Origin of the sequence: Corynebacterium sp. CMW7794, assembly GCF_001563605.1 — a bacterium.
GTDB classification, from domain to species: Bacteria; Actinomycetota; Actinomycetes; order Mycobacteriales; family Mycobacteriaceae; genus Corynebacterium; species Corynebacterium phoceense.
This window is the reverse complement of the sequence record NZ_KQ961714.1, coordinates 147,576-170,123: the sequence shown is the minus strand read 5'-3', so window position 1 is coordinate 170,123 and position 22,548 is coordinate 147,576. Positions and strand designations below refer to the sequence as shown.

The following is a 22,548-nucleotide window of genomic DNA, read 5'->3' as shown; positions in this document are numbered from 1 at the left end:
CCGGTATTTTGCAGAATTAAGGGGGAAATCCGCAGGTCGTTAGTCTTCGGGCAAGAGCGCGAGGTAGAGTGCGAGCGCCGCGCGCCAGTTCATGGGTGTGAAGCCGGTGGCCTCGATTTTGGAGAGGTCGAAGGTCGAGTGGGCCGGGCGCGGGGCCTCGGGGCCGGCAATCTCGGCGTACTGCTCCGTGGAGACCGGCGTGACCTCGGAGGGGTCGTGTCCGAGCCCGATGAAGGTGGCCATGGCCATCTCGTCGCGGCCCACGGCGTCGCCCTCGGAGGACAGGTTGTAAATCCCGTAAGGAGCCGCGTCGGGCCCGACGCGAAGAAGGTGGGTGATTCCCTTCGCCAGGTCCTCCGCGAAGGTCGGACGGCCCTTTTGATCATGGATCACGGCGGGCTCGACGCCGCGCCGCGCGAGGTTCGCCATGGTCTTAATGAAGTTGTTGCCGTCGCCAAAGACCCACGACGTGCGCACAATGTAGTGCTTCGGGCTTGCCGATGCCGCCGCCTCGCCCGCTGCCTTCGACGCGCCGTAGGCAGACAGCGGGGAGGGAATCTCGTCTTCCGTGTGTACCTCGTGGGAGCCGTCGAAGACGTAGTCCGTGGAGACGTGGACGAGCGTGAGATTGTGGTCGGCGGCTACGCGGGCGAGCTTGCCCGGGGCCAGGGCGTTGACGGCCCAGGCGCCCGCGCGGTCGGTCTCCGCGCCGTTGACGTCGTTATACGCCGCACAGTTGATAATGGCGGAGTACTGCTCCCAATCGCGCGCCGCGTACGCGGAGTCATCCGTGATATCGAACTCCGCATGGGTGACGAACTCTGCGTTGGGAAGGAGCGGGCGCAGCGCGCGGCCGAGCTGGCCGTTGGCGCCGGTGACGAGGATGCGGCGTGGGGCCATGGAGGGGGCATCGGCAAGCTGGGGATGGGCGCGGTCTTTCTCGGAGATCTCGGTGGGCTCGAGCGGCCAATCGACCATGTCGAGGTTAACCGCGGCGTAGCGCGCGTCCGACGACCAGTGCGCGGTGACGAGGTAGGTGTATGCCGTGTCGTCCTCGAGGGCCTGGAAGCCGTTGGCGACGCCGCGCGGGACGAAGACGGCTGTGTCGGGGCCGACCTCGGCGGTGACGAGCTGTCCGTAAGTCTCCGAACCTTCGCGCAGGTCGCACCATGCGCAGAACGCACGACCGGTAGTTACGGAGATGAACTTGTCCCAGGGCTCGGCGTGGAGGCCTCGTGTGGCGCCTTTCTTCGCACTCAGCGAGACGTTGTTTTGCACCGGCTTGAAGTCCGGCAGGCCTGCGGCGACCATCTTCTCGCGTTGCCAGTTCTCTTTGAACCACCCCCGGTTATCACCGTGGACGTCAAGGCGGACGAGGAGCAGGCCGTCGATGGTGGTGTTCTCGATGTGCATTTACTGTCCTCGCTGTGCATAGGTTGCTTCTGTGGCGTCCTTGGCCGGGCGCCACCACTCTTCATTGTCGCGGTACCACGCGATGGTCTGCTCGAGGCCTGCGCGCAGGTCCGTGAAGCGCGGCCGCCAGCCGAGTTCGCGCTTGAGCTTCGTCGCGTCCATGGCGTAGCGCTGGTCGTGGCCCGGGCGGTCGTTCACGTGCTCGTAGCCGTCAGCGGGATCGAGGCCCATGAGCGTGCAGATGAGCTCGATGACTTGCTTGTTGTTGATATCTGGCTGGTCCGCGCCAATGTTGTAGGTCTCGCCGATTATGCCCTTGTCCAGGATGTCGAGCACCGCCCGGTTGTGGTCGTCCACGTGGATCCAGTCGCGGACCTGCTCGCCGGTGCCGTAGAGCTTCGGCGAGCGCCCGTCCACGATATTGGTGATCTGGCGGGGGATGAACTTCTCGATGTGCTGGTACGGCCCGTAGTTATTCGAGCAGTTGGAAATTGTGGCGCGCAGACCAAAGCTGCGCACCCAGGCGCGCACGAGGTGGTCCGAGCCCGCCTTCGACGCGGAGTAGGGGCTGGACGGCGCATACGGCGTGGCCTCGGTGAACTTGGTGTCCGCGCCGATCTCCAGATCGCCGAAGACCTCGTCTGTGGAAACGTGGTGGAAGCGCACGTCGTGCTTACGCGCGGCCTCGAGGAGCGTGAACGTGCCTACGAGGTTGGTCTGGATGAACGGGGAGGGGTCCTCGAGCGAGTTGTCGTTGTGGGACTCGGCGGCGAAATGGACGATGACGTCATTCTTCTGCGCCAGTTCATCGACGAGGGTGGCGTCCGCGATGTCGCCGTGGACGAACTCGACCCCCTCCAGCCCGGCGAGGTTCGCGCGGTTGCCCGCGTAGGTGAGCTTGTCGAGGACGGTGACCTTGATCTCGTCACGCGTAGCGTTGACGAGGCGGACGAAGTTGGCGCCGATGAAGCCGGCGCCGCCGGTAACGAGCATGCTGTGCATGGTTGTCCATCCTAGTCGCCACGCGGGGACGCTTCTCTGACCACAGTTGCATAGGGAGATGCGTGGCGGGGCGCGCGTTACCTGTGAGAATGCTTCCAAGAAAGTATTCGCATTGACTGATGAAGAAAATCTCAGGAAATGGGGGTTTGCACAAAGTTAACGAATGAAAAGGATTTTCCCGTGGCACGCATTGCCGTTATGACATCGCCGGCGAAGGGGCACCTGTACCCGGTGGTCGATACTCTCTTGGAGCTGCAGTCGCGTGGCCACGAGATTTTCCTCCGCACGATTCCCAACGAGGTCGAGCGCATGAACGCGTTGGGCTTCCACGCGAGCCCGCACGAAGACCGCTCGGATAATAAGGAACTCCATGACTGGGACGCGCCCTCCGGCTTTGCGGCGCTGCAACTCGTCTTCGACCAACTGGCCGAGCGCATTCCCTACGACTGCGACGAGTTCGAGCTCTTCATCGCGGAGACGAAGCCAGACTTCCTGCTCTGCGACGTGACTGTCTTTGGCGCGCAGCTGGCCGCGGAAACGTCCGGCCTGCCGTGGGCCGTGTGGTCGCCGACCTTCTTGCCATATCCTTCCAACGTCGCGCCGCCGTACGGCGTGGGCATGGGCATTCCGCGCACGCGTGCTGAGAAGGCAAAGGCGGCGGTGCTGCGCAGGGCCATCCCGCTGTTGTGGGACACACAGCTGAAGAAGCGCGTCAACGCCGTGCGCGAGGAACATGGTGTGGATCCCCTCGAGCACGTGCTCGATATCCTCGACATTCCGCCGCTCATCATTAGCTACACGGCAGAGCCTTTCGAGTACTCGCACCCGGATTGGCCGAACCACATCGTGGAAGTCGGACCTGGCTTGTGGTCTCCGGAGCCAGGTGAGGGCATCGTCGATCCCACAGAGGGCATTACGGATCCCATCGTGCTCGTCACGTTGTCCACGGAGTTCCAGAACGACACGGCGCTCGCGCAGTCCGCACTCGACGCGCTCGACGGCACGGGGATGCACGTCGTGGTCACGACGGGTGCCATCGAGCCCAAGCTCTTGCGCCCGAATAGTAATTGCACCATCGTGCGCCTGGGCGACCACGCGAAGATTCTGGACCACGCGGCGCTGCTCATCGGCCACGGCGGCATGGGCGTCATGCAGAAGGCTCTCATGCGCTCCGTCCCTATGGTCATCGTGCCCTTCGGTCGCGACCAGCACGAGGTGGCACAGCGCGTCCTCGCCTCGGGCGTAGGCCAGGCAATCCCCGGCCGTGATGTCACGCCGGAGAAACTCTACGAGAAGATTGTCGCCGCGCTCACCGTCAGCCACGGCCTGGACGCCATCCTCGAGGGTTGCGAGGCCGCCGGCGGTGCGCCGCGCGCCGCAACGCTCATCGAGGAGCGCTTCTAGCCGCTCTGTTCGCCCCCCCCTTGCATGTCGCCGTTGAGTGTCATGCGAGGGGATTTATTTTTCTCTGACCTCGCCTTTTCTGCGGTGTCAGGGAACCCTTAGTCATTATGTGCCAACTCCCAGATTGGCTCGTACGAGCAACGCGCGCAACGGGAATCTGTGCTGGCCACGCCATGCCTGGGAAGGCTTCCACGCAATTCCAAAGATCGGTATTTCCGCAGGTCGCGGCTCGTGCCGCGGGATTCTGCTGGAGCGGAAACGGCGCTAGATTGTGAGTCATCGGCAGCGGGCCGTCGGGTCACACCGGTCCACGCTGCCGAGTACATATCCATCACACTTCAGAAGGAGACATCATGTTCCCCCCAGAATTTTGCACAGTTCCAGCTTCCGGTTCCCACCCCGGCCTCGCAGCCGGAGCTCCATCTTCCGTTCTAGAACGGTATGCGACCTTCAACGAAGGTCACGGTGTACAGAGTCTTGTCGGTCCCTTTGCGCGGATGTTGTACCTGCGCTGTAAATGAATAGCGGCAATGAAAGCGGCCTGCTTCTCCCCACGTGTACTAGGGAGAAACAGGCCGCTTTTTACTGTATCCCAGTCTCCCCGTCGGTAGGCATTCCGCCAGGAAGCTCAACAAAACCGGGAGTTCCCTTGCCATAATGACAAGTTTCTTTTACACTTGGTCATGAAAGGTTGATATGGAGGTGACAATGCCAGAGCACGCAAACATGGTGCGCAAGTGGCGCCGGTGGCACGAACTGAGCCAGGCGGAGCTTGCAGACAAGGTCGGTGTCTCACGCCAGACCATCGCCAATATCGAAAGAGGAAACTATTCGCCATCGGTCTACTTGGCTCTCGCAATTTGTCAGGAACTGGGCAAGACCGTCGAGGAGATATTTGGAGGAGACGAAGAATAATGATTAACACGATTGCACGCTATTCATTCAACGAGGTTGACCGCGCGGCCCGCGACGAGTTCGAGCGTGATTCCCTGTACAAGTCCTTCGCCGTGGCTTTCCTGGTTATCCAGGTAATGACCATCGTGACCGGCGCCGTGCTCGCCTGGGTCCTGCCTGGTGCGCATGCCCTGTGGGCGTTGGCCGTCTTTGTGCCTTTGGTGGCAGGAGAGATTATCTCCTCCACGTGGCTGAAGACCCAGATGCCGCGTCCGTCGGTGACACGCCGGTGGTCGTTTATGATTCCGCTGCTCGTCGTCGAGCTCATCATGTTCGTGGGGCTCTACGTACGCCTTATGCAGGCCAATAGCGACTTCGCTGACAATTTCGTGGGTGGTGGGTTTGTGGGCGTGGCCATCGCCTTCCTCGTTGTCCCCGTCTTCCGGCGCTGGCAGCATGGTCGCGACCAACGCCGTTTGGACGCACAGCTGGAGGATTAAGGAGCGAAAACACAGAAGGTGTGTGGCACATGGTGTATTTCATTCCCTGGAGGGTGAAATACACCATGTGCCACACACCTTCTGCGCAGATGAAGCGGCTAGGCCGGGGTAACCGTGACCTTCACGGCGCCGGCGTCGGCGGCGATGCGCAGGTCGACGTCACGGAAGATACCGTCGGCTGGGGTGTTCACGGTGTGGCCGCCTTCGACGTGGACGCGGTAGCCATTGGGTGCCCAGATATTCGGCACCTTAATGGTGGACTCAGCACCGGGCTCGAAGGCGCCGGAGCCGTCCGCGCGAGCGGTGTTCCACGTCGCGGTGAAGGCCCCGTCCGTCTTCCAGCCGGTGGGCGTGCCCGCGACGGCAGAGGGGTACGGGGTAGCCAGCTGCTTGACGTTGGACCAGTTGGTGTTGCCGGGCTCGGTGATGGGGCGCGCCGGATTGATGCCCAAAGCCTGATCCTTCCAGGAGGACGCCGTGGTGGCCGGGTCGTAGCCGCCGTACTGCCAGTGGAAGCGCGACTGCATGTATTCGTCAGACAGGCGAGCCTGGTTGCGCAGCAGGTTCGGGTTCTTCGAGGCACCGAACTCGGCGAGGACCGCCGGCATGTTCTGCGAGTTGGCGTAGGCCCAGGACTGGTTGATGGCCTTGCGGTGATCCGGCTCGCAGACGGCCTCGGGGAATTCGAGCGGGATGGTGCACACCTGCGCATACGAGTTGAACGCGTAGACGGTATTTGCATCCGGCTTCGTGCCCATGTGCGCGGGCGCGCCCATGACGGTGGTGACGTAGCCGGTGAGCCAGATGCCCACCTCCGAGTCGTGGCGGCGGATGACGTCGCGGACCTGCTTATTCAGGTTGCGGAGCTTCTGCAGCGTGGATTCGGAACAAAAGTCGAGCGCGCAGGGGATGGTCTCCGCGCTGGCCGAGGGGCTCGTTGATGGGGCCGTAGCCGATGATGCTCGGGGTGTTAGCGAAGTAGGCGGCCGTGTGGTCCCACATGTTCACGTCGTGGTTGCGGATGCCCACGCTGTCCGAGGCTGTGCGGTTATTGAAGAAGTTATCGAAGGCACCCTGGATGGCGGGGGAGAACTGTGCGTCGGCCAGGCCCATGTCTGGGTCGTAGAGACCGTTCGTGAACGTCGCCTAGCGCGGGGCGCCCTCGCAGCCTCGGGACTCCGTGTAGAAGTCCCGGTGAGATTCGAGGAAGGCGGAGATGCCGTAGGAGTTACACGTCTCGATGGCGGCCCAGCTCATGCCTCGGCGTACCGAGTTGAATCCCTGCTTGGCGAGGAACGCGGCGGCCATGCCGGAGCCGCTTGCCGATGCCGCCGGTGCGAGGCCGCAGGCAAGCACGACCGAGGCAGCGACGGCGACGGCAGCTTTGGGAAGAGAGAGCAGAGCGTTATTCACCCGTTTAGACTAATAAAACCGGGGGAATTCTCTCAGACCCTTACGCGGGGAAGTGAGGCAGCGCCGTCTCATCGAGCCAGGCCGCGAGCGTCGCGTCGATATCGGCGGGAGCCACACCCGCGTCCTCGGCGACGCTGTGGAGCTCACGGATGAAGTCCTCCGGTGTCACCGTGCCATGCTGGGAGGCTGCGACGTAGGCGCGGACGGCCTGGAAGAAGGGGGCATCGGCAAGCTGGCGGCGCAGTGCGTGGAGGGTGAGCGCCCCGCGCTTATAGACGCGGTCGTCGAACATGGCACGCGTGCCGGGATCGGCAACGAGAATGTCCTCCTTCTTCCGGGCGAGGACGTCGTAGTGGGAACGTGCGGCCTCATGCGCGGTGGGGCCGCCGGAATGCTCGCCCCAGAGCCACTCGGAGTAGCAGGCAAAGCCCTCGTTGAGCCAAATATCGCGCCAGGCGGCAAGGCCTAAGGAATTGCCAAACCATTGGTGAGAGAGCTCGTGGGCGATGAGCCGCTCGTAGCTGCCGTTCGTGTGGTTGGCGCCGAAGATGGACAGGCCCTGGGCCTCCAACGGGATCTCGAGCTCGTCCTCGGTGACGACGACCTGGTAATCGTTGAAGGGATAGTCGCCGTAAGTCTGCGCAAAGAAGTCGAGCATCTCCTGCTGCTGCGCGAAGGCCTCGCGGACCTGAGACTGGAGCTCCGCCGGGGTCCAGGCGCGGGTATCCGGCCCAAGCTTCATCTCGGTGAACTCGCCCACCATGACCGTGGCGAGGTACGTCGCCATGGGGTGCGCGGTCCGATAATGCCAGCGCGTCATAGATCCGAAGTGCTTGCGGGAGACGAGCTTGCCATTGCTCACGACGGTAAACGGGGAGTCCGCCGTGATGATGATGTCGTAGGGCGCTTTCGCGCTGGGCGTGTCATCGCACGGGAACCAGCTGGGCGCGCCGCACGGCTGACTCGCCACGAGGGAGCCGGACTCCGTCTCCTCCCAGCCGATCTCGCCCCAAGCTGTGCGCAGCGGGCGCGGGGTACCGCCGTAGCGAATCACAAGATCGAGCTCCGCTCCGGCGGCGAGCTCATCGCCGAAGGAGACACGCAGCTTGCCGTTCGACTGGCGGAACTTCGCGACGTGCGCACCCTTCGCGCTGACGCGCCGGGCGACCATCGCTCCTGCGAGATCTACGGTGAGCTTGTCCAGCGGCTCGTCGCCGACGCGCAGGTGTAACGTGGCCTCGCCCTGGAGACGATTAGGCTCGACGTTATAGGTGAGATCGAGGCGATAATGCTCGACGGTAAAACCCAGGTTGTACTCGACAGAAGTGTACGGATCGCGGGCAGATTCCTTGTGAAAAACGCCCGCGCGGGCGAGAGAGTCAAGCGTTGTCATAATGCTTGAAACTCTACCGCCCGCGGAGTGCCGACTGTGAGTCGGTGGAGGCTACGCCGGATTTACTTGGCGTAGAACGCGCGCCAGAAGGTGCCCCAGGACGCCTCGAGGTCCTGGCGCCAGCCCGGCCAGGAGTGCGTGCCGGTGGTGCGGAAGTTGTAGTCCGCGCCGATGCCGGACTTGTCCAGCTTGGCCTTGAGGTTGTGCGTGCAGTGGTTGACGGCGGCCTCGATGACGCCACCCTCGACGACGAGCTGGGTGACACCGGCAGCGACGATGGCCGGGTTCATGCCCTGCTTGAGGTAGTACTCCGGAAGGTCAGTCTCGGACGCCAGGCCGGAGGACGCGGAGATGTAGAGCTCCGAACCGCGCAGCTTCTCAGCGTTGAGGAACGCGTCGTTGTAGCGGTTGTAGTCCCCGCCGCGCGGGCCCCACATCTGCTCCGGCTGGCCGCCGCCACGGTTGACGGTGAGGCGCAGGAACTCGTACTGCATGGGCGCGGAGGTCTGCGCGCAGCCAGCGTAGGAGCCGACGGCGTCGTAGAAGCCCTGGTTGTGCTCGGCGAGCAGCAGCGCGGAGGTCGCGGACATAGACATGCCGGCAATCGCGCGCTTGTTATTGGCCTCCAGGCGCTGCTCGAGCGGTCCCGGCAGCTCCTTGGTGAGGAAGGTCTCCCACTTCTGCGGTCCGTTCAAGTACTTGCCGTTCGGGTCCTGGGCCCAGTCCGTGTAGTAGGAGAACGCGCCAGCCTGCGGGATGACGACGTTGACCTTCTTATCGGCGTAGAAGTCCACGACCTGGGACAGGGTGGCCCAGTCAGAGTTCTGCTCGGCGCCACCGGCACCGTTGAGCAGGTAGATGGTCGGGCGGTTCGCCTCACCCGCCGGGATGACGGCGAGCGGGATGGCGCGGCCGTTCATGGCCGGCGAGGTGGCCTGCAGCTTGAGCACGCGCGGGTCGTTGCCGAACTTCTTAAACCACGCTTGGCCAGCGACGGCGTCGGTGACCTGAAGATCGCCCACCTGCGAGACCGGGGTGGCACCGGCGACCTGCTGCGGCGTGAGAACCGCAGCGTTCGCCGGGACGAGAGTGGCGGTAACCAGCGTGGCGGCCACAGACGTTGCCGCGAGGAAGGACGTAAAGCGCTTCATGAGGGTCAATATTCCTTGCAGTGAGAGGTTTAGTTGGTCGCGGCGAGATCGTCAGCGGTGTCGGTGCGGGCAGCGGCCTCGTCGGTCAGAGCGTCGGCTGCGGTGTCGGTGCCGTTGGTGAGGGCGTCTGCGGCGGCCGCGGCAGCGTCGGTGACGTTGTTGAGCGCGCCGGTGTTGCGCTCGGCAGCGTTGGCTTCGTTCTCTTCCTCAGCGGTCGGCGAGAGCTTTTCGACGGTCTCGGCGTTGGCAGCCTGCGGGGCGGCAGAGCGGTCTTCCGATGCCTCCGGAGTTGCGGTCGGCACCTCGGTGGACGCATCTTGGCCGAACGCGGCAGCGTAGGTCGGCCAGGACTTCCAGATATCTTCCTTCCAACCCGGCCAGGAGTGGGTGCCGGTTGCACGGAAGTTCCAGTCAGCGTCGATGCCCTCGCGGTCCATCTTGCGCTTGAGCTGGGTGGTGCAGTCGAACATTGCGGCCTCGATGGCGCCGCCTTCGACGACGAGCGTGGACGAGGACTTGAATGCGGAGGACAGGTCGCCGCCGTTTTTCTCCGCGATCGAGGACAGGTTTTCGTGTTCGCCCGGCAGGCCGGTCGAAGCGGAGACGTAGGTGTGCGTGCCCTTCAGGTTGTTGGAGTTGATGAGCGCGTCGTTGAAGCGGTTGTACTCCCCACCGCGCGGGCCCCACATCTGCTCCGGCGTTGCGTTATTGGCGCGGTTGACGGTGAGACCAACGTAGAAGTTCGTCATCGGCGTGGAGGTCGCGGCGCAACCGGAGTAGGAACCGACGGCGTTGTAGAAGCCCGGGTTGTGCTCGGCGAGGAGCAGCGAGGACGTCGCGGACATGGACATGCCGGCGATGGCGCGCTGGCCGTTGCCGTTGATGTTGGCGTTCACGGTTGCGCCGTCAGTGGCGGTGGACTGATCCTCCGGAGCATCCTTGGCCAGCTCGCCCTCGAGCGGTCCCGGCAGCTCCTTGGTGAGGAAGGTTTCCCAGCGCTGCGGGCCAGGCAGGTACGTGCGGTCCTCTACCGTGTCCGTGGGGTGCGGCGAGTTGTACCAGTCCGTGTAGTAGGAGAAGGCGCCGGCCTCGACCACGACGACGTTGACGTTCTTCGACGTGTAGAAGTCGATGAGGTTGGTCTTACCCTTCTCGCCGTTGGTCATGTAGAGCCATTCCATGCCCTGCTCTGCGCCGCCAGCGCCGTTGAGCAGGTAGATGGTCGGGCGTGCTGCATCGAAGTTGCCGGTCGGCGTGATGACGGCGAGCGGGACCTCGCGGTTGTTCATGGACGGCGAGGTGGCCGTCATGAACTTGACCTTGCCCTTTGAGTTGTTGACGTCAGAAAGCCAGCGCCACTTCTCGTTCTTCGAGGTGACCGTCATCTTGATTTTGCCATCGGCGCCGCGGACGTAGCTGTTGCCGTCCTTGGTGATAAGGCCCTTCTCTGCCATGAACGGCAGGACGTCGTCGTACTGCTTGATGACGGAGAGCTGAGAGCGGTCGACCTGGTCCAAGCTGTCGACGTTCCAGCGGCTAGCAGCGGAGGCGGCCTTCTCGTTCGGGGCCATCTTGTCGTCGGCCTGGGCAAGGGGAGCAGCGGCAAGGCCGAGGGTGAGCGCGACCGCGGCGGAGGTCGTGGTGAGAGTCCTCAAGAACTTCATGTGGTGGCTTCCTGTGTATGTCCTGGCGCGTCCGTGTGGCGCTGGTGGGCGACCTTGACGGGCACGTAGAGATCCATGTGCATCTTCTTGAAACATCGTTGTCTATCCGTCCATCGTTATCAAGCCTTTATGAAATCTCAGGCGCGACCGGGCTTGACGGGGGTGGTGCGCCTGATGGTGGAGCGACGAGATCTGGTGGGCGAGGAGACGTGTGGGCTGGCGGCGACCTGGTTGGTGCCGCAGTCCACGCGATTGTGACAAGAGTTTAACAGGTAAAAATCGTTACCCCTGGTACTGAAGTGGCGTTTGTGTCATAATTTCAGGGACCATTTGTGGGTGACATCGCCGTGGCGCGTTCGCGCCAGGAGGTAACGCCCGCGCTGGCGGTAGCGACAAATAAAGATAGAGACCCCGTGTTGCGCGAGGCCGCGTCGCTCTATGTCGGCGAAGAACACCTGACCTTCCAAAGGAAATTTCATCATGTCTTTTGACAGCATCATTCTGGCTATCAACAACGCTCTCGGCCCGTTCGTCCACATGGGCTCCTCCAACCTTTCTATGGCGCTGCTCGACTTCGGCCTCATCTAATTCGGTTTCAGCGCCTGGGGGCTTGAATCCCCGTTTCCGCGCGTCGCGTGCCCCCGTTTCGAGGGGTGGCGACGCGCGTTTGTTGTCTCTTGGTGGTGCCTGTGCGCGGGGACGCGGCGCGGGAGGGGGCGCGTTTGGGGGAAGAAAAGACAAAAGGGGGAGAGGGTAAGTATCCTGTAGTGCGTGACTAATGAACATTATGACGTTGTAGTACTCGGCGCGGGCCCTGGTGGCTACGTTGCCGCCATCCGTGCAGCACAGCTGGGCAAGAAGGTTGCCGTTATCGAGAAGCAGTACTGGGGCGGAGTCTGCCTCAACGTGGGCTGCATCCCGTCCAAGGCGCTGCTCAAGAACGCTGAGGTTGCCCACACCTTCAACTTTGAGGCCAAGGACTTTGGTATCTCGGGTGAGGTGTCCTTCGACTACGGTGTGGCGCACAAGCGCTCCCGCAAGGTTTCTGCAGGCATCGTCAAGGGCGTGCACTTCCTCATGCGCAAGAACAAGATCCAGGAGATTAACGGTCTGGGCTCGTTCAAGGACGCACACACCATCGAGATCACCGAGGGTGACGACAAGGGCAAGACCGTCACGTTCGACGACTGCATTATCGCCACTGGCTCCGTCGTCCGCTCCCTGCCGGGCGTGGAAATCGGCGGCAACATCGTGTCCTTCGAGGAGCAGATCCTCAAGGAAGAGGCTCCGAAGTCCATGGTTATCGTGGGTGCCGGCGCGATCGGCATGGAGTTCGCCTACGTCCTGGCTAACTACGGTGTGGACGTCACCATCGTCGAATTCATGGACCGCGTCCTGCCGAATGAGGACAAGGACGTCTCCAAGGAAATCGCCAAGCAGTACAAGAAGCTTGGCGTTAAGCTGCTCACCGGCTACAAGACCACGTCCATCACGGACAACGGCTCCGACGTTACCGTCGAGGTCGAGTCCAAGGACGGCTCCAAGACGGACTCGCTTACCGTTGAGCGTTGCATGGTCTCCATCGGTTTTGCCCCGCGCGTTGAGGGCTTTGGCTTGGAGAACACTGGCGTCAAGCTCACCGAGCGCGGTGCCATTGAGATCGACGACTACATGCGCACGAACGTCGAGCACATCTACGCTATCGGCGACGTCACGGCCAAGCTGCAGCTGGCACACGTGGCTGAGGCGCAGGGTGTCATCGCCGCCGAGGTTATCGCTGGCGCGGAGACCCAGGTCCTGGGCGATTACATGAACCTGCCGCGCGCGACCTTCTGCAACCCGCAGGTCGCCTCCTTCGGCTACACCGAAGAAGCCGCTCGCGAGAAGTTCCCGGACCGCGAGATCAAGGTCGCTACCTTCCCGTTCTCCGCAAACGGCAAGGCTGCCGGTCTCAACGAGACCGCAGGCTTCGTCAAGCTCATTGCTGATGGCGAGTACGGCGAGCTCATCGGTGGACACATGGTCGGCGCCAACGTCTCCGAGCTGCTTCCGGAGCTCACCCTGGCACAGCGCTTCGACCTCACGGCTGAGGAAATCGGACGCAACGTCCACACCCACCCGACGCTGTCTGAGGCTATGAAGGAAGCTGCCGAGGGCATCGGCGGCCACATGATCAACCTCTAAACTGCGCACGCAGAACAAAAGGCCCTTCCGGGTAGTTTATCTGAACTACCCGGAAGGGCCTTATCTCTGCGCGGGGACTGGCGCCGCGGGGGGATGCCGTCCGGGGTGCGGCGAATCGATCAAGGGGAGTGGAGTGGGAGGGCGCGTGAGCCTGGAAGCGCGCTAGTACGGGGCGATGGTGGAGGAGTGCGCGTCGATGTCGAGCGACTCGTTGATGGCGGGGAAGGCGCGCTGGGCGCAATTGGTGCGCGGGCACGTGCGACATCCGGCGCCGATGGGCGTTGCGGCGGCATCGGAAAGCTCCAGCCCCGCGGCGTAGACCGTGCGATCTGCATGGCGGGACTCGCAGCCGAGGCCAATGGCGAAGAGCTTATTGGTGTCGCTGAAGCGGCCCTGGTGGTGGCGGACGGCGCGAGCGACCCAGAGGTAGTTGCGACCGTCGGGCATCTGAGCGAGCTGGCGGACGATGACCTCAGGCTGGGCGAAGGACTCGTAGACGCACCAGAGCGGGCAGGTGCCGCCCGAGTTGGCGAAGTGCACGCCAGTTGCGGACTGGCGCTTGGACATATTGCCGGCGCGGTCGACGCGAACGAAGGTAAAGGGGATTCCTCGCTTATTGGGACGCTGCAACGTGGAGAGACGGGAGGCGACCGTTTCATAGCCCACGCCGAAGACTTGGCAGAGGTACTCGATGTCGTAGCCGGCTGTCTCAGCCTGGGAATGCATGAGGCCGTAGGGCAGGAGAGTGGCGGCCGCGAAGTAACTGGCGACGCCACGCTTGGCAAGATTCACGGAGGCCTCGGATGTGAAGGGCTCGTGCGACACGAGCTGCGAGATATCCGAGCCGGCCTCGAGGTAGCTGAGCTCCGCGGCCATGCGGAAAGCGCGCTGTCCGGTGCTCAGCCGCGCGGCGAGCTCGAGCGTGCCGGTCTCCGGGTTGAAGCGGTGGAGCGTATCGCCGAGGTTGGGCTGTGTGCGGATCTCAATATTGTGTTTCTTCGCAGGCGCGTGGCAATGGCCGCCTCGGTGTCGCGGATTCCGAATTCTGCAATGTTCAGGTCGTGGGCGAGACGCTCGGCCTGGTGGTCGAGATCGTCGAGATAGTTCTGCCGGGCATAGAAGAAATCGCGGACCTCGTCATGTGGCATGGACAGCGTTTGCGCACCGGGGCCACTGCGCCGCGTGTCCGTGACCAGCGTGAGCTTGTCGCGTATGGTGCGGTAACGGCGGTGGACGTCGACGAGCGTGCGTGCGACGGACGGGTGGTTATAGACGAGTTCCGACAGTTCCTGAAGCTCGACCGGCGAGGGGGAGATCTCCTGGTCCTGGATAACGTCCTGGATTTCGGCGAGGAGACGGGAATCATCGTCGCGGGAGAAGAACGTGGCGTCGACGCCGAAGACCTCCGTGATCTTCATGAGGACCGGCACGGTGAGTGGACGGACATCATGCTCGATCTGGTTGACGTAGCTGGCGGACAGGCCGAGCGTCGATGCGAGCGAGGCCTGGGAAAGATCGCGTTCGCGGCGGAGCTGGCGGAGGCGGGAGCCGACGTAGGTCTTGGACATGTGAGCTAGGTTACCTGGAACCCCGTGAACGATCCGCAAAATTTGCAAAACTGCTGTGAAGCAAGTTTGCGAGCCGGGCATTCGGGGTTGGATCGTGCGAAAGTTTGATACCTAAAGGGGGAAGACTTTCACGTTTCGCTAATCGGGTGAGGAAAGTCACATCAGTGCACGTAAATACGCAACACAACCGTTTCGTAAATCTAAGTCCCCAAGCGTGTTGCGAGTTTTAACATCTGTGACTTAGGCGATCCATGCCTAATGTATTTAATACGGAAATGGGCATGCGCCGGGATCGCTCATTCTTGACTCAAAATCGAATAGTAACCAGCAGTTAAGCGGGTTAATCTAAGGGGCGACTATGGAGGTGTCATGACTGTAAGAAATCCTGACCGTGAGGCTCTCGCTCACGGCCGCATCACTAATGAAACTGTGCGTACCAAGCCGGGCGTTCCGAGCTGGGTACTCAAGCTGACCATGGCCATCACTGGCCTCATCTTTGCGCTTTTCGTTGTCGGTCACATGGCCGGCAACCTCAAGCTCTACTTGCCGAACCACGACGGCGCCCCGGCGCTCGACGTCTACGGCGAGTACCTTCGCTCCCTGGGTGAGCCGCTGCTCCCGCACGGCGCGTTCCTGTGGATGTTCCGTATTGTGCTGCTCGCCTGCCTGGTGGGCCACGTCTATGGCGCATTCGCTCTTACCGCCCGGTCCAAGCAGTCGCGCGGCAAGTTCAAGCGCACGAATCTCATGGGTGGCCTGGATTCCTTCGCCACGAAGACCATGATCGTCACCGGCGTTGTCCTGCTGCTTTTCGTCATCTTCCACCTGCTGGACCTGACCATTGGCGCAGCCCCGGTCGCATCCGCGGCCTTCGAGCACGGCGCCGTGAAGGCCAACATGCTGGCAACGTTTAGCCGCTGGCCCGTGACCATCGTCTATGTCATCGCGATGTGCTGCCTGTTCCTGCACCTGACCCACGGCATCCGCCTTGCTGCGTCTGACCTGGGTATCACCGGCCGTAAGTGGCGCCAGACCTTCCTGGTTCTGGCCTACATCATCCCGGCGGTCGTCTGCTTGGGCAACATCATCATGCCGCTGTCCGTCGCCTTTGGCTGGGTCTCTTAAAGGAGCGTTGTAAACCCATGACTACTACTGAATTGAAGCGCGAGCACCCGAAGTTCACGCACCCGCAGTCCATCGTTCCGGGCGTGACCGCAGGCACCATTCTGGAATCTCACGAGCCGCACGGCGTGCCGATGCGCGACATGTGGGACCACCAGAAGGACCACATGCAGCTGGTCTCCCCGCTCAACCGCCGCAAGTTTGAGATCCTCGTCGTCGGTACCGGCCTGTCCGCTGGTGCTGCCGCCGCTGCCCTCGGCGAGCTGGGCTACAACGTGAAGGTCTTCACCTACCACGACTCCCCGCGCCGTGCGCACTCCATTGCCGCCCAGGGTGGCGTGAACTCCTCGCGTCACAAGAAGGTCGACAATGACTCCGCGTACCGCCACACCAAGGACACCGTCAAGGGCGGCGACTACCGTTGCCGCGAGTCTGACTGCTGGCGCCTGGCCTACGAGTCCGTGCGCGTCATCGACCACATGAACGCTATTGGCGCTCCGTTCGCTCGTGAGTACGGCGGAACCCTCGCTACCCGTTCCTTCGGTGGTGTTCAGGTCTCTCGTACCTACTACACCCGTGGCCAAACGGGTCAGCAGCTGCAGCTGTCCACGACCTCGGCGCTCTACCGTCAGATCGGTCTGGGCAACGTGGAGCTCTTCGCGCACCACGACATGCAGGACATCATCACCTACAACGACGGTGGTAAGAAGCGCGTGGGCGGCATTGTCACCCGCAACCTGATTACGGGTGAGCTCAAGACCTTCACCGGTCACTCCGTCATCCTGGGCACTGGTGGTTACGGCAACGTCTACCACATGTCCACGCTGGCTAAGAACTCCAACGCAGGCGCCATCATGCGTGCCTACGAGCAGGGCGCGTACTTCGCATCTCCGGCGTTCATCCAGTTCCACCCGACGGGCCTGCCGGTCAACTCCGAGTGGCAGTCCAAGACGATCCTCATGTCTGAGTCTCTCCGTAACGACGGTCGCATTTGGTCGCCGGTGAAGGAAGGCGACGACCGCCCGGCCAACGAGATTCCGGAAGAGGAGCGCGACTACTTCCTCGAGCGTCGCTACCCGGCCTTCGGTAACCTCGTCCCGCGTGACGTTGCGTCCCGTGCCATCTCTCAGCAGATCAACAAGGGCCTGGGTGTTGGACCGCTGCACAACTCGGTGTACCTCGACTTCCGTGACGCCATCGAGCGTCTGGGCAAGGATGTCATCCGTGAGCGCTACTCCAACCTCATCGAGATGTACGAAGAGGCCATCGGTGAGTCCGCGTACGAGACGCCGATGCGTATCGCACCGACCTGCCACTTCACCATGGGTGGCCTGTGGACGGACTTCAACGAGATGACCGCCATCGACGGTCTCTTCGCCGCCGGTGAGTGCTCCTGGACCTACCACGGCGCGAACCGCCTGGGCGCCAACTCCCTGCTGTCCGCTTCCGTCGATGGTTGGTTCACCCTGCCGTTCACCATCCCGAACTACCTGGCTGACCACCTTGGCGAGGCTAAGCTGGCTGAGGATTCCGCTGAGGCTGTCGAGGCTCTGAACCGCGCACAGGCGCGCATCGACCGCCTCATGGGCATTCGCGGCGAGAACCCGCACGGCCCGGCGTACTACCACCGCCAGCTGGGTGAGATCCTCTACTGGGGTTGCGGCGTGTCCCGCAACATCGAGGACCTCAAGGTTGCCATCGAGAAGATCCGCGCCCTGCGCGCTGACTTCTGGGCCAACGTCCGCATCACGGGTGCTGCCAACGACATGAACCAGGTTCTCGAGTACGGCCTGCGCGTGGCCGACTACATCGACCTGGGTGAGCTCATGTGCGTTGACGCTCTCGACCGCGACGAGTCCTGTGGCGCCCACTTCCGCGACGACCACCTCACCGAGGATGGCGAGGCCGAGCGTGACGACGAGAACTGGTGCTTCGTCTCCGCATGGGAGCCCGGTGCGGCTGAGGGCGAGTTCATTCGCCACGCTGAGCCGCTGTACTTCGATTCGATTCCGCTGATGACAAGGAACTACAAGTAATGAAACTTAACCTGAAGATTTGGCGTCAGGCCGGACCGACTGAAGAAGGACACTTTGAGGATGTCCAGGTCGATGACGCCGCAGAGCAGATGTCCATCCTGGAGCTGCTGGACCACGTCAACGAGGGCTACATCGAGCGCGGCGAGGAGCCGTTTGCGTTCGCCTCTGACTGCCGCGAAGGTATTTGTGGTACCTGTGGTCTGCAGGTCAACGGCCGCCCCCACGGCCCGGGCCAGAACACTCCGACCTGCCAGCAGCGTCTGTTCCAATTCAAGGACGGCGACACCCTGAAGATCGAGCCGATGCGCTCCGCCGCATACCCGGTCATCAAGGACATGATCGTCGACCGCGCCGCGCTCGACCACGTCATGGAGCAGGGCGGCTACGTCTCCATCATGGGCGGTACCGCCCCGGATGCGGATACCCTCCACATCAACCACGAGACGTCTGAGTACGCCCTCGACCACGCGGCCTGCATCGGCTGTGGCGCCTGCGTTGCCGCCTGCCCGAACGGCGCAGCCCACCTGTTTACCGGCGCCAAGCTGGTTCACCTCTCCCTCATGCCGCTGGGCAAGGAAGAGCGTGGCCGTCGCGCCCGCAACATGGTCGATGACCTGGAGACCAACTTCGGTCACTGCTCTCTCTACGGCGAGTGCGCCGATGTCTGCCCGGCCGGCGTTCCGCTGACCGCAGTGAGCGCCGTCACCCGTGAGCGCGCTCGCGCGGCTCTGCGTGGCAAGGACGACTAAAAGACGCTGTACCCGTGCGAAAAGCTTTCGCGCGGGTGCTATAGTCTGTTACTGAAGTTAAAAGAAACGAGAGAAAGTGTCAGCCATGAGCGACAATCATGCAGTAGCTGATTACCTGGAGGAGACCTACCCCGACTTCTCCTACAAGATCCAGGACGGCTACATCGAGGGTTATGATCCCGTCTCCTTCGGTGCTCCGCACTCCTCCCTGCTGCGCATTTCTACGTGGATCGGCATGGGCCTTATCCTGGGCATTCTGCCCGCAGTCGGTACCGTCATCTGGGGTCTGTCCTCGGGCATGTTCTGGGGCGGTTCCTCGTCCGAGGGCAACCAGGCTCAGATCACCCTGTACGTCGGTATCGCTGCGACCATCATCGTCTCCGTCGCCGCTGTGGCGCTGGTGCACTTTGGTCGCCGCTTCTACCGCCAGTACCGTCAGGAGACCGGCCGCGTGAACTAATTCCTCACGCACGCATTCACCCCCGCTGCCCACCCCGGGCGCGGGGGTTTTATGCACCCGAGTCTCGAGATTTTCGCCACTGACAAGGCCCCTGCCCCGTGTCCCCGCGAGGGCGCGAAAGGATGACCATGACGCACCGCGCCGCCGAGCCCACCTCTACGTTCGTTCCTTCCCCGAGTAACCAGGAGGCCCGCAGCGCCGAGCTGCGCCGCTGGAAGCGTTACATGCTGCTTCTGCTCGTGCTCGCCGCCGTGGTGTTCCTCAGCTGCTCGTGGTGGCAGAACGCGGCCGGGGGCGCCCCGGGCTGGGTGGGCTACCTGCGCGCCTTCGCGGAGGCCGGCATGGTGGGTGGCCTCGCGGATTGGTTTGCGGTGACTGCGCTCTTCCGGCATCCCATGGGCCTGAAGATTCCGCATACGGCGCTCATCCCGGAAAACAAGGACAAGGTGGGCGACGCGCTGAGCGAGTTTGTCGAGGAGAACTTCCTGACGCCTGATGCATTGAGTGGCAAGATCCACGAGTGGGACGTGCCCCGCAAGGCCGCAGAATGGATCACAGGGGAGGGCAATGCCCATTACGCCTCGGAGATCATCGGTACGCGTCTGGCCTCCGTCATCCGCGACATCGATCCGCAGGATGCGGCGACGATCATCCAATCCCAGATCATCGACCGTGCCATGGAACCGGAGTGGGGACCGCCCGCCGGGCGCGTGCTGGAATCCTTCATCGCCGAAGGCAAGGCCCGTCCGCTCGAGGATGATCTCATCGCCTGGGCTCACGCCAAGATCCTCACCATGGAGGACACGGTGGTCACGACTATCGATGAACGCATGCCGGGCTGGGCCCCGCGCTTTGCTCGCAACCTCGTGGGCGAGAAGGTCTACGCGGAGCTCGTCGGCTTCGCGGACGAGGTCGTCGCGGATTCCAACCATGACGCGCGCCTGGCCATCCGGCGGAACCTCTCCAAGCTCGCGCAGGATCTCCAGTGGGACCCGCAGCTCATCGCCAAGGTCGAGGACATCAAGGCCGACGTTCTCGCCTCCGATCGCATGCAGCGCGCTCCTGAAGCCATCTGGACGTCCGTCTCCGCCACGCTCGTGGAGATGCTCGAGGACGAAACCTCGCTGCTGCGCACGAAGATCGAGACCGAGCTCGACGCGTATGGCCAGCGCCTGCTCGCGGACCCCGAAAAGATGGCGGAGCTGGGCGAGCTCGTGGACCAGGCTGCCCGCTACCTCGCTGAGAAGTTCGCGCCGGACCTTGTGAGCATTATCCCCGAGACCATCAAGAGCTGGGATGCCACGGAAGCCAGCGAGAATATCGAGCTCATGGTGGGCAAGGACCTCCAGTTCATTCGCTTGAACGGCACCCTCGTGGGTGGCTTCGCGGGCTTGGCCATCTACAGCGCGAACCAACTCTTCCTCCTTCTCACTTAAGTCATCTGGGATGGCTTCAATCGTCCCGTCTGCCCGCGTCCCGCCTACACTTGGTACTAAATACCCACAGAGAAAGGACCAGCCATGAGTGTCATGGACAACCTCAAGAAACTGTCCCAGTCTGAAACAGTCAAGGCCGCCGGTGCCTCCGTCGCGGAGGTCGCGAAGACCTTCGGCGAGAACGTCAAGGCAGATCGCGCCGCCCACCCGCAGGAGGCCACGCCGGCCGATGCCTCGCTGACGGACAAGGCCACGGCCGCAGCCAAGGAGTGGGGCGGCGTCCTCCGCCGCAGCGTCGAGGCCACCGCGGGCTCCGAGTCCGTCGCCAAGGCCAAGGACTCCCTCTCCGAGGCCGCCACGGAGGTGCGCACTACCTTCGGCACCAAGGGGGTGCAGCAGCCCAAGCCCAGCGCAGATGACAGCGTGGTCGAGGGCGAAGTAATCTCTAGTGACGATCCCGGGCAGTCCCCGTACGCTTAGACCCCTCTCGCAAAGGAAGCACTGTATGTCCTTTACTTCGGCCGTCCTCAACGGCATGAACCTGCTCTATTACGGCCTCTACGCCGCCGTGGGCATCGCCGGCCTCGTCGGCTTTGTCCTCATCCTTATGACGCGCGCAGACGCCTTTGAGGTCGGCGACCGCCAGCCCAAGGCCGTGTGGGCCGCGCTCGTGGGAGTGTCCGCCTTCGTGTTGCTCATCCCCATGCCGGGCCTGTCCATCTTCACCTGGGTCGGCGCCGTCATCGTCGGTCTGTACTGGTTTGACGTGCGCCCGCAGCTCAAGGACATCATCGGCGGCGCCAACAACGCATGGTAGCCGAGCTTTCCGATGCCGCCTGGCTCGCCGCCCGCACCTACCGCTGGGCGGCAGACGCCCAGGCGAGCTTCGCCTGGGACGCCACCGGCTACCGCGGCATCGTCGTCCCGCCCACGCATATCGCACACGCCCTGCGTGCTGGTGATGAGCGTGTAGTCGCCGTCGCAGGCTATCCCACCGGCCGCCACCACAGCCTCATTAAGGCCTCCGAAGCCCGTCTCGCCATCCAACAAGGTGCGCACGAAGCATGGGTGAGCGTCGACGACACGAACGCCGATCCCAATTCTGTCCTTGCCGATCTCATCGCGGTGCGTGAGGCCTGCCCCCGCCCCGCTGAACTCGGTCTCCTGCTCCCCGCAGAGGGAGCGCTTTCCGCAGCTCAACTCGCCGAGCTCGCCGCGACCGCGGGCTATGAGCGCGTCATCGCGGACGCCCCAGTCGACGCAGCCCTTGAGGTTGTCGCCTGGGCCGCTGACGACGATGCCGCCGTCGCCGCTCTCGGGGCTGGCGCCGCGGCGCTCGTTCGTCCTTAGGTGTTCGCAGGCGCGGTGGCCGGCGCCTCCGTCGGCGCTGCGCCGCCGAATTGCTCGCCCATCTCGTTGAGCTTGACGTTCTCGCCCGAGATATCGATCGTGATGTCGCCGGCGCCAACGTCCACGCGGTCGATGCGCATGGTATCGCCCGCAACCTGGTTCTTCAGGCCCTCGCTCAGGGCATCCGAAATCTGGTTGGTGACCTCTTCCGGCAGATCCCACGCGAGCAACTTGGAGCCGGTGGCCTCGAAGGCGAGCGCGCCGTGGCGGGCCTCCGGCTTGAGGGTGAGCGTGAACAGGCCACCAGCGAACTCGACGTCGACGACGTCTTCCGCGTCATTCGTGGTGAGGTTCGTCATGACGATATCGCCGAGCATGTCCTGGCCGGAGCGGCTCGCGATTTCATTTTGGAGCGTGACGAGCAGGTAGTCCGTGGGCAGCGTCGTGGTCGTCTGCAACGACCGCGCGACCGGATCCTGGCTCATGGTCATGCCCTCCATGTGGATCTTCGTGGCGGGCTGGCCCTCGATGGTCTTCGCTTCCTTGTCGATCGTGAGCGTTGAGGGCGTGTCCATGTTCATCTCGCTAATCTCGCCGCGAGCGAGGCCGAAGAGGAGCGGCGTCGCGCCAAAACTTACGTTGGCGCCTTCTGCGCCTTGTTCGTCGAACTGCTTCGTCATCTGTGAAGACATGAACCAGCGCAGGCCGAACTCCACGAGAAGGGCGAGCACGAGGAGAGCGACGAGCACGATGAGAACAACGCGCCAGACGCGTGCACCCACGGATTTCTTTCCAGACGAAGCAGACAT

Annotated in this window: 22 protein-coding genes and 1 pseudogene; 13 read left to right on the top strand and 10 right to left on the bottom strand. The window is 63.1% G+C overall.

Annotation, left to right across the window (positions count from 1 at the left end; translation table 11 throughout):
* Positions 1 to 39 precede the first annotated feature (39 nt).
* Positions 40 to 1,413, bottom strand: a complete 1,374-nt coding sequence (gene rfbD / locus HMPREF3227_RS02450; RefSeq protein ID WP_066509905.1) for a dTDP-4-dehydrorhamnose reductase — start codon at positions 1,411 to 1,413, stop codon at positions 40 to 42.
* The gene (gene rfbB / locus HMPREF3227_RS02445) at positions 1,414 to 2,415 is read right to left on the bottom strand and encodes a dTDP-glucose 4,6-dehydratase (RefSeq protein WP_066509902.1); all 1,002 of its coding nucleotides are present in this window, start codon (positions 2,413 to 2,415) and stop codon (positions 1,414 to 1,416) included.
* Positions 2,416 to 2,595: 180 nt separating this feature from the next.
* Between rfbB and HMPREF3227_RS02440 the strand changes: the two genes are divergently transcribed.
* The 3 genes from HMPREF3227_RS02440 to HMPREF3227_RS02430 all read left to right on the top strand — a co-directional run bounded on the left by HMPREF3227_RS02440 (position 2,596) and on the right by HMPREF3227_RS02430 (position 5,213).
* Complete coding sequence (locus HMPREF3227_RS02440; protein WP_066509900.1) at positions 2,596 to 3,819, top strand: glycosyltransferase; 1,224 nt, start codon at positions 2,596 to 2,598, stop codon at positions 3,817 to 3,819.
* 708 nt (positions 3,820 to 4,527) lie between these two features.
* Positions 4,528 to 4,734, top strand: a complete 207-nt coding sequence (locus HMPREF3227_RS02435) for a helix-turn-helix transcriptional regulator (protein ID WP_066490372.1) — start codon at positions 4,528 to 4,530, stop codon at positions 4,732 to 4,734.
* Positions 4,734 to 5,213: a hypothetical protein gene (locus tag HMPREF3227_RS02430; RefSeq protein ID WP_066489472.1), complete on the top strand. Its 480-nt coding sequence runs from the start codon at positions 4,734 to 4,736 to the stop codon at positions 5,211 to 5,213. Before HMPREF3227_RS02435 ends, HMPREF3227_RS02430 begins: the two co-directional genes overlap by 1 nt.
* Positions 5,214 to 5,311: 98 nt before the next feature.
* Here the strand turns inward: HMPREF3227_RS02430 and HMPREF3227_RS02425 are convergent, their stop codons facing one another.
* The 6 genes from HMPREF3227_RS02425 to HMPREF3227_RS02400 all read right to left on the bottom strand — a co-directional run bounded on the left by HMPREF3227_RS02425 (position 5,312) and on the right by HMPREF3227_RS02400 (position 10,834).
* A complete protein-coding gene (locus HMPREF3227_RS02425; RefSeq protein WP_066509898.1) occupies positions 5,312 to 6,025 on the bottom strand; it encodes a hypothetical protein in 714 nt (237 codons plus the stop codon).
* Positions 6,026 to 6,062: 37 nt separating this feature from the next.
* Entirely contained in the window at positions 6,063 to 6,326 is a 264-nt protein-coding gene (locus tag HMPREF3227_RS02420; RefSeq protein ID WP_066509896.1) for a hypothetical protein, read from the bottom strand.
* A gap of 33 nt (positions 6,327 to 6,359) precedes the next feature.
* On the bottom strand, positions 6,360 to 6,626 hold the full coding sequence (locus HMPREF3227_RS02415) for a hypothetical protein (protein WP_066509895.1): 267 nt from the start codon (positions 6,624 to 6,626) through the stop codon (positions 6,360 to 6,362).
* 40 nt (positions 6,627 to 6,666) lie between these two features.
* Complete coding sequence (locus HMPREF3227_RS02410; protein ID WP_066509892.1) at positions 6,667 to 8,019, bottom strand: M1 family metallopeptidase; 1,353 nt, start codon at positions 8,017 to 8,019, stop codon at positions 6,667 to 6,669.
* A gap of 62 nt (positions 8,020 to 8,081) precedes the next feature.
* The gene (locus HMPREF3227_RS02405) at positions 8,082 to 9,170 is read right to left on the bottom strand and encodes an alpha/beta hydrolase (protein WP_066489491.1); all 1,089 of its coding nucleotides are present in this window, start codon (positions 9,168 to 9,170) and stop codon (positions 8,082 to 8,084) included.
* A gap of 29 nt (positions 9,171 to 9,199) precedes the next feature.
* Positions 9,200 to 10,834, bottom strand: coding sequence for an alpha/beta hydrolase (locus HMPREF3227_RS02400; RefSeq protein WP_066509889.1), 1,635 nt, complete (start codon positions 10,832 to 10,834; stop codon positions 9,200 to 9,202).
* 332 nt (positions 10,835 to 11,166) lie between these two features.
* Between HMPREF3227_RS02400 and HMPREF3227_RS13165 the strand changes: the two genes are divergently transcribed.
* On the top strand, positions 11,167 to 11,325 hold the full coding sequence (locus tag HMPREF3227_RS13165; protein WP_154666887.1) for a hypothetical protein: 159 nt from the start codon (positions 11,167 to 11,169) through the stop codon (positions 11,323 to 11,325).
* Positions 11,326 to 11,605: 280 nt separating this feature from the next.
* The gene (gene lpdA, locus HMPREF3227_RS02395; RefSeq protein WP_066489500.1) at positions 11,606 to 13,018 is read left to right on the top strand and encodes a dihydrolipoyl dehydrogenase; all 1,413 of its coding nucleotides are present in this window, start codon (positions 11,606 to 11,608) and stop codon (positions 13,016 to 13,018) included.
* Between the two features lie 162 nt (positions 13,019 to 13,180).
* Here the strand turns inward: lpdA and ramB are convergent.
* Positions 13,181 to 14,586 (bottom strand): annotated as a pseudogene (ramB, locus tag HMPREF3227_RS02390) (acetate metabolism transcriptional regulator RamB).
* 369 nt (positions 14,587 to 14,955) lie between these two features.
* On the opposite strand from ramB, the gene HMPREF3227_RS02385 reads away from it, so the two are divergent.
* The 8 genes from HMPREF3227_RS02385 (at position 14,956) to HMPREF3227_RS02350 (ending at position 21,739) form a co-directional block, all read left to right on the top strand.
* Entirely contained in the window at positions 14,956 to 15,711 is a 756-nt protein-coding gene (locus tag HMPREF3227_RS02385) for a succinate dehydrogenase cytochrome b subunit (protein ID WP_066489516.1), read from the top strand.
* Between the two features lie 17 nt (positions 15,712 to 15,728).
* Positions 15,729 to 17,744 carry a fumarate reductase/succinate dehydrogenase flavoprotein subunit gene (locus tag HMPREF3227_RS02380; RefSeq protein WP_066509886.1) on the top strand — a complete coding sequence of 672 codons (2,016 nt, stop codon included), beginning with the start codon at positions 15,729 to 15,731 and terminating at the stop codon, positions 17,742 to 17,744.
* A complete protein-coding gene (locus tag HMPREF3227_RS02375) occupies positions 17,744 to 18,493 on the top strand; it encodes a succinate dehydrogenase/fumarate reductase iron-sulfur subunit (RefSeq protein ID WP_066489533.1) in 750 nt (249 codons plus the stop codon). The genes HMPREF3227_RS02380 and HMPREF3227_RS02375 overlap by 1 nt, the downstream gene beginning before the upstream one ends.
* Before the next feature lie 85 nt (positions 18,494 to 18,578).
* Positions 18,579 to 18,953 (top strand): hypothetical protein, encoded by a 375-nt coding sequence (locus HMPREF3227_RS02370; protein ID WP_066489539.1) that lies wholly within the window; start codon positions 18,579 to 18,581, stop codon positions 18,951 to 18,953.
* 128 nt (positions 18,954 to 19,081) lie between these two features.
* Complete coding sequence (locus HMPREF3227_RS02365; RefSeq protein WP_066509879.1) at positions 19,082 to 20,389, top strand: DUF445 domain-containing protein; 1,308 nt, start codon at positions 19,082 to 19,084, stop codon at positions 20,387 to 20,389.
* A gap of 84 nt (positions 20,390 to 20,473) precedes the next feature.
* Positions 20,474 to 20,869 (top strand): hypothetical protein, encoded by a 396-nt coding sequence (locus tag HMPREF3227_RS02360; protein WP_066489551.1) that lies wholly within the window; start codon positions 20,474 to 20,476, stop codon positions 20,867 to 20,869.
* A gap of 25 nt (positions 20,870 to 20,894) precedes the next feature.
* Positions 20,895 to 21,206, top strand: a complete 312-nt coding sequence (locus tag HMPREF3227_RS02355) for a DUF2516 family protein (RefSeq protein ID WP_068801377.1) — start codon at positions 20,895 to 20,897, stop codon at positions 21,204 to 21,206.
* Entirely contained in the window at positions 21,200 to 21,739 is a 540-nt protein-coding gene (locus HMPREF3227_RS02350) for a deoxyribose-phosphate aldolase (RefSeq protein WP_141628512.1), read from the top strand. The genes HMPREF3227_RS02355 and HMPREF3227_RS02350 overlap by 7 nt, the downstream gene beginning before the upstream one ends.
* Here HMPREF3227_RS02350 and HMPREF3227_RS02345 read toward each other — a convergent pair.
* Positions 21,736 to 22,548, bottom strand: a complete 813-nt coding sequence (locus HMPREF3227_RS02345) for an LmeA family phospholipid-binding protein (RefSeq protein WP_068801376.1) — start codon at positions 22,546 to 22,548, stop codon at positions 21,736 to 21,738. The genes HMPREF3227_RS02350 and HMPREF3227_RS02345 overlap by 4 nt on opposite strands.